The organism is Parabacteroides sp. D25 (genome assembly GCF_000307475.1).
In the GTDB taxonomy this organism is placed as follows: Bacteria; Bacteroidota; Bacteroidia; order Bacteroidales; family Tannerellaceae; genus Parabacteroides; species Parabacteroides distasonis.
The window spans coordinates 579,483-592,155 of record NZ_JH976502.1 but is presented as its reverse complement, the minus strand read 5'-3'; the positions used below and the strand labels follow the sequence as shown (position 1 = coordinate 592,155).

Below are 12,673 nucleotides of genomic sequence, written 5' to 3'. Positions count from 1 at the left end.
TAAATAGGAATATTTAAAGTGTTCGATAATGAACAGTGTGTTCGTTTTTGGATACTTATCTTTGAATGAGTTGATTATTGACGATCGATTTATAGACCTCTTCCCGTAAAGAGCGCGACACCGGAATTTTATGCTCCCCAATGATTAATAGATTTCCTTCTATCGCTTGTACATAAGAAAGATTCACGATGAAAGAGCGGTGCACTTGCATAAAAATTTGTGCCGGCAACGTTTCCAATATACTCTTCAACCGGAGATGAACGATCTCTTTGGAAGTGAGGGTATGGATAACAATATAGTTCTCCATGCCCTCTATAAATTGAATCTCCTTTAAATAAAGCCTTTTAAGTTGCTTCTCCGTCTTGACAAAGATATAAGCAGGCTCCTCGCTTTTCGATGTAGATTCCATCAACGCATGTGCTTTATTGACCGATTTCAGGAAACGGGAAAAAGAGATCGGTTTCAATAAATAGTCCACCACGTCAAACTCATATCCTCTCAACGCATACCGCTCGTATGCCGAGGTGATAATTACCTTCGGTGTGTTCTGAGCACTCTCCAAGAAGTCCAGTCCAGACATATCCGGCATCTCTATATCCAGAAAAAGCAAATCCGCCTGAACCGAATTCAGCATATTATTGAGTTGTATAGCGTCCTCACATTCTCCGACGATGGTCAGAAAATCAATTTTACCGATGTGTCGCCGAAGTCCTTTTCTGGCGATTGGCTCATCATCCGTTATGATACACTTTATTTCCATATTATTCTGATAAATCAATACATAACTCAACCCTAAAACGGGTATTGTCTTTTTTTATACGTAACTCATGTTTATCCGGGTACAATAGCTCCAACCGTTTTCTCAGATTGTCGATCCCAATGCCTTTCCCCTTTCTTTGTTCCAAGAAATCCGGATTGAAAGTATTGCTTACTCCAAAGCATACCTTTGAATCCTCTTTCCGCATAGATACTTGTATCCGATACGCTCCGCCTATATATTTAAACGCATTCTCCAATAATGGCTGGAAAAGCAACGGGTGTATTTTTTGTCCGGTCAATTCCGGGTCAAAGGACTCCTCGAACTGTAAGCGTTTCGTCATACGAAGTCGCTGGAATTGAATATATGTTCGCAAATAATCAATCTCCTCTTCGATCGTCACTTTCGTATTTATATCATATAATTGATAACGGAGTAAGTCCGAAAGTAACTCTACAGCCTCAATCGCTTCCTCATTTTCCTCATCGATCAAGAAATAGATCGTATTCAAGGCATTAAACAGGAAATGGGGATGGTATTGCATCTTCAGCAGCTTCAATTGCGTTTCCAGCTGATCTACTCTCAGTTTCTCCAATTGAACGATTTTCTCCGAATAGCGTTTGGCTAATATATTATTACGGATCAAGAAATAGTATAGGAGAAAGATCGGCACAGCTACCGCATTGATCATTAACGCCTCTCCCCACCGATAGGTCGTTCCATTTATAGAATAGATCACGATATATAAGCCGATATTGAGCACGACTAAATTAAACAAGACCACCCATAGATATTCCCGGAATACCGGGCGGGACCTCCGCTCTTTATTCCTATCTAAAAAAGTATTAGCCAAGTAATTAAAAAACAAATAAGATAAGCTAACGCCGATCAATATAATAGCAAGGGCCTTGATACGCCCGATCCACGCATCCACTCCCAGTTCCCACATGCGAACACCATAAGCGACATCCGTAACAATCCACAGGCAACAGATCGTCAATATCGCCATTAGCAACGGACTTAGAAAGTTATATTTTATCTTCATATCTGATTTCAAGCCATAAATTTATTCTTTTACTTTGATCTATGCTCATATCACAGGTACTTTTTTAATCAACGAAGTTATCGTTCCAGATAAAAACCAACAAGTAATCTTAACGAATTGCGGAATATGAAAGGTGAATATCCTGTTTGTTCGTCAGGATATGCGATAAAGGCAAAAAATACCTATATTTGCCCTCCTCAATAAGAGATGCTATAAAAATGAAGAATGACGGTTTCACATTTCGAAAGAGAGCCAGAAGCTTTAAATTCGCTTTCAACGGAATCAAGCTATTGATCACGAAGGAGCATAACGCTTGGATCCATTGTTTCGCGGCAGTTTGTGTACTTATAGCCGGGGTGGTATTCGGACTTTCCCGCATGGAATGGATCGCAGTAACGATCGTGATCGGAGCGGTATTAGCTGCCGAGGCGGTCAATTCATCCATCGAGGCCCTAGCAGATTTGGTCTCCCCTGAGTATAATGAGGCTATCAAGCGAACGAAAGACTTGGCGGCGGGAGCTGTATTATTGATGGCGATAGCGGCAGCGATCGTCGGGTTTATCATTTTTATACCTAAAATAGCAACTATATTTTAAATCTATGAGACATATCCTTTTCGCAATTACAATGCTCATGCTGTGCCTGTCCGTTAACGGACAAGAATTGAAGGTGACCGGTAGCCGGAAAGCCATACGGACCTCGGGAGACGTATTGGTGTTTATCACTCCGGTGGCGAGTCTAGCGACCGTATTGGCAACCCAAGATTGGCAAGGGCTGAAACAAGGCGTATTCACCGGGGTTACGACATTGGGCGTAACCTATGCGCTGAAATACCTAGTGAAGAAAGAGCGGCCCGACTTCAGCGATAATCATTCGTTCCCATCCATGCATACCTCCGTATCCTTCGCGGGAGCCGCTTTTATCCAAAGGCGTTATGGATGGAAATGGGGTATTCCGGCTTATGCAGTGTCGACCTACGTGGGTTGGAGCCGGGTCTATGGGAAGAAGCATGATTGGTGGGACGTGGCGGCGGGAGCCGTTATCGGTGCCGGTAGCGCCTATATCTTTACCCGCCCGTTCGCGAAGAAACATAACCTGTCTATCAGCCCGGTAGCGGGAGACGGGCATTATGGGATCTATGCCTCCATGACCTTTTAGCAGAAAACAATTTTATAGGAAATAAGCAACCCGGCCGTGTATCACTACAAGACCGGGCTTTCAATTGTGTGTATGTGTGAAATATGTAAGTTAACTCTTATTCATAATGCAACGCCTCCGCTGGCTCCAAGCGGGCTGTCGAGCGGGCAGGATACCATACGCCACAGATGATCATGAGGACGATCAAGACAAACGTAATCCCTCCGCAAATCGCGAGGCGCAGCCACGTGAACGGAAGCTGATAGGTATCTATCAAATCCATATGGGCGATGTTGAAGCTGATGACTAAGGACGGGATGAACGCCAAGACCAGCAGCAAAACACCCTCTCCCACCATGATCGAGTTCAACTGACGGCGGGTAGAGCCTAAGGCCATCCTTAGCCCCATCTCGCCTTTGCGATATTCCGTACGGAACCAGAAGGTGCCGATGATGCCGAGGAATATATTCGCCAATAGGAAGCAGGCTACCGCCACACGGGTTTTCACCTCGTTCTCTACGCCGATCGAACGGATATAACCGTCGCGAATATATGACAAGGGCTGTACGTCTAGCAGATAGAGGTTGCCTAGCCGAAGCTGTTCGGCCATATCCTTGCGGAAGCGTGCGGGGAAATCAGCATTATCGACATCCGGACGGACACGTACGCAGAGTCGCACGGCATCTATCATCCCCTCATAGTATCCTTCCTCCATCCGGCTTAGCCGCAGGGCCCTATAGACGTTGGGTTCCGCCTTGGTGTACTCATGACGGCGGATGGGGACGCTGATACCACGGATCGTCTCCTCGATCTCGTCGGTCACATTCCCCCGGTACGCCTTTTGCCCGAGTAGGGAAAGGCCGGGATTCATCGTCTCCACGTCGGCGGAGATTACGATGGAGTTGTTATCCTCGATGGCCCGTTTCAAGGAAGCCGTCTTGCCGTCCTTATCATAGATACGGAACACGTCGAAGAACTCCGGGGTGACGAAAGCATAGCGGCAGGGCACCTGCAATGTATCAATCCGCCAAACGAGGTTACGGCTTCCCATATAATAAGGCATCCCCCCATCCGTAAGGCAGGCCGATTCCACGCCGGGATAGGTGCGGATGCGATCCAACGCCGTCAGCAGATGAACACCATCCGGCCGCTCCCGCTTCTCCTTCGGGATATAATCCGGGCTTCTTTCCGAAAGGCTACTGATCACGATGCTGTACGTATGCCGGATATCGAAGCCCAGAGGAGCCGTATACGTGCGCCCCATCACATACAGGTAGTCCACAAGGAACCAAAGGAAGACCGAGACCAGCAATAACTCAGCCCACAACCAAGCGTTTTGCTTGCGCTGGTTCCAGATCAATTGTAATAAATGTTGTATCATATCTTTCTATTATTTTAGTATAGCTATCATCCAACGCAGGAGATTAATGAACATTCTCGTTGAGAGCCGAGATGATACGCATCCTTGAGGCTCGCCAAGCCGGGATGCCGGCGCTCAGCAGGTTCAACGCAAGACAAGCAAGGAACGCGTAAAGGAAGATCAATGGATTGAACATCATCTCCGCATTGACGAAGGTGCGACCGATACCCATCGATGCCGTGCCCGTATCTAGCAACCAATCGGACAAGAGCAATACGGAGGCGTATGAGAAAAACAGACCTAACACACCTCCCAGCAAGGTCTGCAACAGATTCTCGTAGAGTACCTGCGTCAGTAATTCCGAGCGTGTCGCCCCGAACGCCTTCCTCACCCCGATCTCCGCCATACGTTTACGCATCCGGCTTTGCGTGATACCGCTCATGTTGATGGCAGGGATCAGCAAAAGGACAAGAACGATGATAACATATTTCATGACCAGTTCCCGTACATTCGGCTCAGAGAAAGCATCCTCGCGAGCCAAATCGCCCAAATGGGTATCAGGTCCTCCTCCAATTTTCAGTAGGTGCGTGCTTTGTGATTCGTTAAGGCGAGCGATATTCGCCTCAGCCTCGGAGTGGATCGCATCAAAGTCGGCGGACGAACTTGCGAGGATATAACAACGGAAGCCCCCGACGAGACGGTCGGAACCATTATCATACAGGGAATTGTCGGTGGTATAAGGCAACCAGACATCGCCATAGGCAGACTCGGCCAGCAGGGAGACATCCCGCACGACGGCACGGATGGTATAGGGCACGTAGCTGATCTCGACGGTACGGCCTACGACCTCGGTCGTGCCATAGAGCCGACGTGCCACGGACTCGCTTACCACAGCATCCATGATGCCACTTTGTACTTCTTCCTCGCCATAAGGCTTACCAGAGAGGAAACGAAAGTTGAAGATATTCCAGAACGCCGCGTCCGTAAAGGTCACGTCGCACTTGAACTCCACCGTATGATCCGCCACTGCCGCCAAGCGTTGCACGCCATGATACGCCATGCCTACCTTCTCGGCAGAGCGCAAGGGATAGAAACAATCTTTCACCACCCGGGAAGCGAGAAGGTAGCAGTCGTTATAAGATTCGTTCTCTTTGTAGGAGGCACGGGTATCACTGACGTACATCATCCGGTCCCGATTGTCTTCCGGTGAGTAATTGGCGGTACGCATCTGCCATACGATCACGATCACCATGATCATGCAAATCGCCAAGGCCGTACCGAAGATAGAGACTCCGGAAAGGAGCTTGTTCTCTTTCAATAAGGCCCAGGCTTGTTTCAAATAGATCTTGTACATATTTATTCAATTTAATTATACTATCAGTCGGTGGGAGACGGGGCACGCCCCGTCTCTACAACCGGGTATTATCTGTTATCCGTCATACCGCAGCGCCTCGGCCGGCTCCATCTCGGCGGCCTTGCTGGCGGGGAGCCAGACGGCAAGCAGGATGACGATAGCCAGCAGTATCCATGTCAAGATATTCACCAGCAAGAAACGGAGCGGCAGGATCGCCGGCCAGTAATGCTCCGGCAAGGTCCCTTTGGGGATGTCCAAGAAGCCGACCATCACGAATTGAGCCTCTATCAACAAAGCGAGCGGGGTAGCCATGAGTAACAGGCATATGCCCTCACGAGCCATCTGGCTACGTATCTCTTCACGGGGCGAACCGATCGCCATGCGCAACCCGATCTCTCCCCGGCGCATCCGCACCCGGTACCAGAACGTACCCATCACGCAAAGCAGGATATTCAGTCCCAAGAAGGCCATCAACGCCATACGGACCCGGTAATCGTAGGTAATGCCAAAGGAATAATCGGTATCGGCCTTGATCCGTTCATAGGAGGTCAGGCGTTTCAGGTAGAAGTTCCCCACCCGAAGCTCACGGCTCATCTTCTCCCGGAACGTATCGGCGAAACGAGGGCCTGCCACGGCAGGATCGATCCGTATGAAATAATTCATCTCGGGGATCTCCTCCGCCGAGGGACGGATCGCCAAGAAGGCGGCACCTTGGGGTAGGCTATTGTCAAAACGCTTGATATCCTCTAATACGCCCTTTACGATATAAGTCGGGCCCTCCTCGTCGAAAGGGTCTTTCACCTCACGCCCAACGGCGGATGCCTCTCCAAATACCTTTCGCTCCACCATCCGGGTGGTTACTATAGCGCGGGGGTCTCCCCAATCAAAATCGGATGTAGATACCGGACGGCCGTCTTTGGCGTACGAATGGTTGAAGACCGACAGGAAATCCGTGGTAGGATCTATCTCATACCTCATGACCGCTTCCCGCTTACTCGTATCGGCCGCGTTCGCCAAACCGATACCGTAATAACAGCCCGTATAAGGCGTGGAGTAACAGCCCGAGGCCGCGCCCATCGCCTGCACTCCCGGATAATCACGCAAGCGGTCTTTTATCCGCTCATAATTTCCCAGCATGGCGATCGAGTCGCTCTCGGCGGCTCGATAGTCGGGGGAGGTTTCCGGCAAGAGGCCCATTTCTACCTGCCAGACATTCGCATAGCCACGTCCGGAGGGGAGGCTACGGTTATAGATCTCCACGAAGAAGTAATCCACCATGTACCACGCTAGGCAAAAGGCGAGCAGCAACTCCACACACACCCACACGTTGCTACGCCAGCGGTTCATCAATTGTATCCAAGTTATTTTCCACATATCTTTCTTCCCTCCATTTAAGCGTTCAACGAATCAACGATAGGTCGCCTTGACGCACGCCAAGCGGGCCACAACGCCGACATCAGGTTTAACAGGGAACATACGCACAAGGCGATCAAGAAGACCCACGGGTTGAACAGCATCCCCATGGAGAGCGATACGTCCACACCATCCGGGGCGGCATCCGAGAAGCCGTTGCCGATCTTGAAGACCCACGAACTGGCGAACGTCACCAACAGGAAGGAGAACAGGAGTCCCACCAAGCCGCCCAGCAGCGTATACAGGAAGTTCTCCATCAAGACCTGCCCGATCAACGCCCCCTTGGGAGCCCCGAAAGCACGCCGCACGCCCAGCTCGCCCAGACGCCGCTCCATACGGGAATCGGCCATGCCCGAGAGGCTGACGGCGGGGACGAGCAGCAGGAGCAGGAAAATCACCCCATAACGGCTCAAGTCTCCCACGATATCCGGCTCCACGTTCGACCAATACCGGAAGATACTCTCCCAATGGCGATCCGGCTGCCCAAGAAGGGAGAACTCACGTTTACCATCCACGTTCAACGATTGGTTGAAGCGACGCACGTTATCCGCCACCGCCTCCCGCACCTTGCCGATATCGGCCTTGTCCTTCACGAGCATATAGACCTTCAAGGGGCCTAGCCCGGGCATACGCACCTCCGAGTATCGGACCCGCTCCTCGAAGTCGGGCACTTGGGTATATGGGTACCAGACCTGCGAGAAAACCCGATCCATCAGGTAAGATACGTCATCCACCACGCCCACCACACGAAATGAGGTAAAGTCGAGGCTCAAGGTCTGCCCCACGGCACTACCTTCTCCATAAAGCCTCTTGGCCAGTGAGCGGGCGATTACCGCCACGGGCATCCCCGACCGGAAATCGGCCTCGGTGAAAGGCTTGCCCTCCAGGAAACGGAAGGAGAACACTTTCCAGAACCCATCGTTTACCCCCATCTTCATGACCGGTATCTGCACGGGACTGCCCACCGGCTGCACGAAAGCGGAGGCGGCGTCATCGCAACATAGCGCCAACGCCTCCAAGCCGGGCACCCCCGCAAGGCACTCTTCCACGAAGCGGGGCGATACCGGGCCACTGCTCGTGCCCCCTTTCTCATTCTTCAGCGCAGCGCTCTTCACGGTCAGCAACCGGTCCCGGTCCATCTCCGGATAAATAGAGGCCATTTTCACGTAAAACACGATGGACAGCACCATCACCAGCGAGATCGCCAATCCCGTCCCCACGATATAGACCGAGCTGAACAGCCGTTCTTGCCGGATCAGGGCCCATGCTTGTTTTAAGTAGATCTTATACATATTCATTCCATTTAAATATTCTATCAGTCGGTGAGAGACGGGGCACGCCCCGTCTCTACAACCGGGTGTTATCTGTTATCCGTCATAGCGCAGGGCATCGGCGGGTTCCAAGCTGGAGGCTTTGCGGGCCGGATACCAAGTGGCAAGGCTGATGATGAGCGCCAAGATCAGCCAAGTCAGCAGGGAGTTGATCAGGAAGCAGCCTACTTTGGATTCTACCAAGCCGGGCGGCATCAAGTCAATCCAAGCCAGATTCACGCAAATCAACAGGGCCGGGACGGTGGCGATCGTCAGCAACATCAAGCCCTCCCCCATCACCAAGCCCAAGATGGAGGCACGCGTGGAACCCATCGCCATACGCAAGCCCAGCTCCGCACGGCGGCGGCTCACGTGAAACCAGAACGTGCCGATCACCGCGAGGAACACGTTCGTGAGCAGGAACAGGCCCAGAGCGGAGACGATCCGCTGGGCGTTACTCTCGATCGAGTTCTCCAGATAAGAGGATCGCACGTCGGGGTAGGCTCGCACCTCCGACACCCAGAAGTTGCCCACCATCAATTGACGCTTCATCGCTTTCAGGAACCGATCGGCGTAACCGGCCGTAGCCACGGAAGGGCGAAGGCGGAAGGTTATCTGCACCTGTGTAAGATCGTTAAGCTCCCGCAGGTCGAGCAAGGAGAAGAGGATACATTGCTTCCGGCGGTCGAACTCGTCATTGCGGACCGGCCCTGTCACCGCCACCACGTGTCCGGGAAGGGTATCACCATGCAGGTAGATATCGGCCCCGATAGCGTCGGTCGTGCCATATAGCCGCCTCGCCAACTCCGCCGATATCACCCGATCCCTGCCTTCCCTTGTCCCGGACAGGGCCTCGCCCAGCCTCTCCGGGCTTTCGCCCGAGGCGGGACGGATGCCAAACACACGGAAGTAGTCCGGCGAGACGGTCATCAGCCGTACGCTTACGCTGACGGAATCCCTCGTCACCCGGCTTCCCGACCAAGAAAGGGTATAGGGCAAGGAGGAGACGGAGAGCGCCACGGCCTCCACGTCGGCATGCCCCCGGAGGCGTTCCACGATACGCTCCACGTCACGCGCAGCCTCATCGCCGCCCTCCTCGTAGGTAACGAACGAGGGACTGTTGGAGGGACGGACGGCCAATACCGCATGGTAGACGCCCTCGAGGTCGTAGCCCACCGGCTCATACCACGACTTACCCATCATCAAGAAGTAGCTGGTCATGAACCAGATCACCACAAACACCACCAGCAACTCGGCCAGTATCCATCCGCTGCCCCCCATGCGGGACCTTATCAGTTTCAATATATGTATTATCATAACCGTATCTCCTATTTATCCATTCAACGCATCCGTTATATTCCCCCTCACGATCCTCCAAGCGGGCAGCATCGAGGAAAGCAGGTTCAATGCGACGCAAACCCCGAAGGCGTACGCGAAGACCGACATATTGAGCAGCATCCCCGGCGAGAGGAAGACATCCCCGCTCGTCCCCAGAAGATTGAACCCAGGCACGAGGAGGGCGTTACGGAAGATGAACACCAGCACGTAGGAGAAGAGCAGCCCCGCCACGCCCCCGGGCAGCATCAGCACCATATTCTCCACGAAGACCTGCCCCATCAGCGTAGCCTTCGTCGCCCCGAACGCCTTGCGGATACCCAGCTCGCCGACACGCTCTTGTATTCTCGACGCGTTCATCCCGGAAAGGTTCAGCGCCGGTACCAACAAGAAAAGGAGGAGCGCCATCCCAAGCACGATGTAGGTCTCGGGGCCGAACAATCCGGAAAGGAGATTGTCGGCATAGCTCAAGGGCTCCTCGCATACCACCTGCCCTTCGGACAGCCCGCTATTATAGCGCCTCACCTCCCGCCGCAGTTCCTCCGAGAGAGCCGGCAGGTCGGACGCGTCGGCAAGCAGGATATTTGCCTCCAGCAGGCCGACGGCCCCGTCACGCTCGCCCAAGGCATGGTCCATGGCGACGGAGAGGGAGGAATAAGTGACCCACGCCTCGGCGTAGACATCGGCGGTTATGCCGGAGACGTCGTCCACAACACCGCTCACGGTATACTCCAAGCCGTTCAGCAAGATCGTCTGCCCCGCCGCCGCCTCGTGCCCAAACAGCCGGCCGGCCAACGAGCGGCACAGCACCGCACGGGGCATGCCGGAGAGGAACTCGGCCTCGGTGAAGGGCCCCCCCTCCACGAAATCGAAGCGGTAGACACGCCAGAAGCCGTCGTCGCAGCCTTTCAACCTCACCTTGGGAGACTCGTCTCCACCGGGCAGTCGCATGAAAGCGTCACCATAAGAGAAAGGCATCATGAAGGAGTTGGTGGTCACCGCCACGTCCTCCGGGACGCGGAGATTACCGATCACCTCCTTGACGAGGCGAGGGCCGCAAGCCGCCTTGTAATTGCTCTTCGTGCCATTCAACTTGTATGTCACGTTCGAGAGGTAGCACATCCGGTCCCGATGCACCTCGGGGGCGATATTCGCCGTACGTATATGGTAGGCCACCGCCAGCGCCATTACCATAGAGATGGCCAGCCCCGTGCCTACGATGTAGACCGAGCTGAAGAAGCGCTCCTGCCGGATCAAGGCCCATGCTTGCTTTATGTAGATCTTGTACATACTCATTCGATTCACGTTATCTTTCTTATCTTTGCCACTTAATCATTCATTAAACCACGAGATCATGGATAAAGAAATACCTAAGTCGGAGCTGCCCAAGCCGTTTCGCAAGCTGAGCCTCCGTGTCAGCAAGAGCCACCTGCCCGGTAACGCGAGCTACAAGGGAAGCGTCGTATGGCAACGTACGCTCAGCATCGATGACATCGCCGCCCGTGTCGTAGACAAACGGAGCGAGTATCGCAAGGAGACGCTCATCACCACCTTCAATCTCCTCAAGCGGGAGATCTACGACGCCATCGAGGAGGGCTTCAACGTTGATTTCGGTTTCGGACGGACGGAGATCACCCTCAACGGCTCCTTCGAGAGCCTGTACGAGAAGTTCGATCCCGAACGCCATACACTCGCCCCCCGTCTTCGCCCCTCGCCGGAGCTGAAACAACGGGTGGCAAACCTGCGTGCCGTGAACGAGACCTATCAACTGGACTACAACTCCCAGCCCCGTCCCGCTTACGTCAGCCTCCGCATCCAGCCTCGCACGCCCGACAGCGACGAGCCTTACAACCAGCTTCCGGCAGGTGAGCACCACTTCATCTCCATCTATGGCGACCGGCTGAAACTGATGGGTGACGATCCCCGCGTGGGTCTCTACCTGCACCGCCCCGACGGCTCGGAAGAACACTTCTACCCGCCCTCCGAGGTGCTTATCAATACCGGCAAACGACTTTGCTTCACGCCCGGCTTCGCTTTCACCGACGGCGAGTGGGTGGCGGAGGTGGTGACGCAATACACACCCAACTCGCGTCCATACAAGCAACCCCGCTATGGAACACTCACCTTCCTAGTGAGATAGCTCCCGAGCCTTCTCTGCTCGTATCACACATGACAGCTTTCATGAGCGACACATGATAACTTTCATGAACGATTCATGATAGCTTTCATGAGTAACACATGATGGCTATCATGAGTGATGCGAGCAGTAGTGTCCTAGATCCGCCCCTTACTGCACCTGCCTTCCGTCGAAGAAGCGCACGGTGCGGCTGGTTTGCTTGGCTTGCGCCTCGTTGTGGGTTACCATTACGATGGTGCGGCCGTCCTCCTTGTTGAGTTGGTGGAGCAGGTCCATGACCTCGATACCCATCTTGGAGTCCAAGTTACCGGTCGGCTCATCGGCGAGGATGATGTCGGGGTTACCTACGATCGCACGGGCGATGGCCACACGCTGGCATTGACCGCCGGAGAGCTGCGTCGGAAAATGGCGCATACGGTGGCTCAGGCCGACCTTCTCTAGCACGGCCTCGGCCAGCTTGCGGCGCTCCGAGGAGGATACCTTGCGGTAGAGAAGTGGCAGCTCCACGTTGTCCAGCACGTTCAGGGAATTGATCAAGTGGAAGCTCTGGAAGACGAAACCCAACTGCTTGTTACGGAAAGCGGCCAACTCCTTGTCGCTCATGCCTACCGTGTTTACTCCGTTGATCTCGACCGTGCCGGAGGTAGGAAGGTCCAGCAGGCCCATGATGTTCAATAAGGTGGACTTCCCGCATCCGGAAGGCCCCATAATGCTGAGGAACTCGCCTTGCTGCACCTCTAGGTTCACGTTTTCCAACGCGACTGTCTCTATCTCTTTCGTACGGTAAATCTTCTGTAAATTCGTTAGTTTGATCATGACTGTAAT

General features: G+C 53.3%; 12 protein-coding genes. 3 read left to right on the top strand and 9 right to left on the bottom strand.

Annotated elements, in window-relative coordinates; genetic code table 11:
* Positions 1-55: 55 nt before the first annotated feature.
* Positions 56-760: a LytR/AlgR family response regulator transcription factor gene (locus tag HMPREF0999_RS09430; RefSeq protein WP_009018187.1), complete on the bottom strand. Its 705-nt coding sequence runs from the start codon at positions 758-760 to the stop codon at positions 56-58.
* 1 nt (position 761) lies between these two features.
* Positions 762-1,802, bottom strand: coding sequence for a sensor histidine kinase (locus HMPREF0999_RS09425; protein WP_009018186.1), 1,041 nt, complete (start codon positions 1,800-1,802; stop codon positions 762-764).
* Positions 1,803-2,020: 218 nt separating this feature from the next.
* On the opposite strand from HMPREF0999_RS09425, the gene HMPREF0999_RS09420 reads away from it, so the two are divergent.
* Entirely contained in the window at positions 2,021-2,398 is a 378-nt protein-coding gene (locus HMPREF0999_RS09420) for a diacylglycerol kinase family protein (protein WP_005854690.1), read from the top strand.
* Between the two features lie 4 nt (positions 2,399-2,402).
* Positions 2,403-2,960, top strand: coding sequence for a phosphatase PAP2 family protein (locus tag HMPREF0999_RS09415; protein WP_009275799.1), 558 nt, complete (start codon positions 2,403-2,405; stop codon positions 2,958-2,960).
* Between the two features lie 97 nt (positions 2,961-3,057).
* On the opposite strand, the gene HMPREF0999_RS09410 is transcribed toward HMPREF0999_RS09415, so the two are convergent.
* From HMPREF0999_RS09410 to HMPREF0999_RS09385, 6 genes are all read right to left on the bottom strand, one after another.
* Positions 3,058-4,320: an ABC transporter permease gene (locus tag HMPREF0999_RS09410; RefSeq protein WP_009275798.1), complete on the bottom strand. Its 1,263-nt coding sequence runs from the start codon at positions 4,318-4,320 to the stop codon at positions 3,058-3,060.
* Positions 4,321-4,363: 43 nt separating this feature from the next.
* Complete coding sequence (locus HMPREF0999_RS09405; RefSeq protein ID WP_009275797.1) at positions 4,364-5,653, bottom strand: ABC transporter permease; 1,290 nt, start codon at positions 5,651-5,653, stop codon at positions 4,364-4,366.
* A 75-nt stretch (positions 5,654-5,728) separates the two neighbouring features.
* Positions 5,729-7,027, bottom strand: coding sequence for an ABC transporter permease (locus HMPREF0999_RS09400; RefSeq protein ID WP_010183776.1), 1,299 nt, complete (start codon positions 7,025-7,027; stop codon positions 5,729-5,731).
* Between the two features lie 17 nt (positions 7,028-7,044).
* Positions 7,045-8,364, bottom strand: coding sequence for an ABC transporter permease (locus HMPREF0999_RS09395; protein WP_010183778.1), 1,320 nt, complete (start codon positions 8,362-8,364; stop codon positions 7,045-7,047).
* A 69-nt stretch (positions 8,365-8,433) separates the two neighbouring features.
* Complete coding sequence (locus HMPREF0999_RS09390; RefSeq protein WP_008780156.1) at positions 8,434-9,693, bottom strand: ABC transporter permease; 1,260 nt, start codon at positions 9,691-9,693, stop codon at positions 8,434-8,436.
* A gap of 15 nt (positions 9,694-9,708) precedes the next feature.
* Positions 9,709-11,001 (bottom strand): ABC transporter permease, encoded by a 1,293-nt coding sequence (locus HMPREF0999_RS09385; RefSeq protein ID WP_010183782.1) that lies wholly within the window; start codon positions 10,999-11,001, stop codon positions 9,709-9,711.
* A 64-nt stretch (positions 11,002-11,065) separates the two neighbouring features.
* On the opposite strand from HMPREF0999_RS09385, the gene HMPREF0999_RS09380 reads away from it, so the two are divergent.
* The gene (locus HMPREF0999_RS09380; RefSeq protein WP_009275794.1) at positions 11,066-11,851 is read left to right on the top strand and encodes a DNA-binding domain-containing protein; all 786 of its coding nucleotides are present in this window, start codon (positions 11,066-11,068) and stop codon (positions 11,849-11,851) included.
* Positions 11,852-11,998: 147 nt separating this feature from the next.
* On the opposite strand, the gene HMPREF0999_RS09375 is transcribed toward HMPREF0999_RS09380, so the two are convergent.
* A complete protein-coding gene (locus tag HMPREF0999_RS09375) occupies positions 11,999-12,664 on the bottom strand; it encodes an ABC transporter ATP-binding protein (protein WP_005854666.1) in 666 nt (221 codons plus the stop codon).
* Positions 12,665-12,673 lie beyond the last annotated feature (9 nt).

What these genes read in the sequence shown, in the direction of transcription:
- HMPREF0999_RS09425 (WP_009018186.1), bottom strand. Translation starts at nt 1,802, where the DNA reads ATGAAGATAAAATATAACTTTCTAAGTCCGTTGCTAATGGCGATATTG.
- HMPREF0999_RS09390 (WP_008780156.1), bottom strand. Translation starts at nt 9,693, where the DNA reads ATGATAATACATATATTGAAACTGATAAGGTCCCGCATGGGGGGCAGC.
- HMPREF0999_RS09400 (WP_010183776.1), bottom strand. Translation starts at nt 7,027, where the DNA reads ATGTGGAAAATAACTTGGATACAATTGATGAACCGCTGGCGTAGCAAC.
- HMPREF0999_RS09405 (WP_009275797.1), bottom strand. Translation starts at nt 5,653, where the DNA reads ATGTACAAGATCTATTTGAAACAAGCCTGGGCCTTATTGAAAGAGAAC.
- HMPREF0999_RS09380 (WP_009275794.1), top strand. Translation starts at nt 11,066, where the DNA reads ATGGATAAAGAAATACCTAAGTCGGAGCTGCCCAAGCCGTTTCGCAAG.
- HMPREF0999_RS09375 (WP_005854666.1), bottom strand. Translation starts at nt 12,664, where the DNA reads ATGATCAAACTAACGAATTTACAGAAGATTTACCGTACGAAAGAGATA.
- HMPREF0999_RS09385 (WP_010183782.1), bottom strand. Translation starts at nt 11,001, where the DNA reads ATGTACAAGATCTACATAAAGCAAGCATGGGCCTTGATCCGGCAGGAG.
- HMPREF0999_RS09395 (WP_010183778.1), bottom strand. Translation starts at nt 8,364, where the DNA reads ATGAATATGTATAAGATCTACTTAAAACAAGCATGGGCCCTGATCCGG.
- HMPREF0999_RS09415 (WP_009275799.1), top strand. Translation starts at nt 2,403, where the DNA reads ATGAGACATATCCTTTTCGCAATTACAATGCTCATGCTGTGCCTGTCC.
- HMPREF0999_RS09410 (WP_009275798.1), bottom strand. Translation starts at nt 4,320, where the DNA reads ATGATACAACATTTATTACAATTGATCTGGAACCAGCGCAAGCAAAAC.
- HMPREF0999_RS09430 (WP_009018187.1), bottom strand. Translation starts at nt 760, where the DNA reads ATGGAAATAAAGTGTATCATAACGGATGATGAGCCAATCGCCAGAAAA.
- HMPREF0999_RS09420 (WP_005854690.1), top strand. Translation starts at nt 2,021, where the DNA reads ATGAAGAATGACGGTTTCACATTTCGAAAGAGAGCCAGAAGCTTTAAA.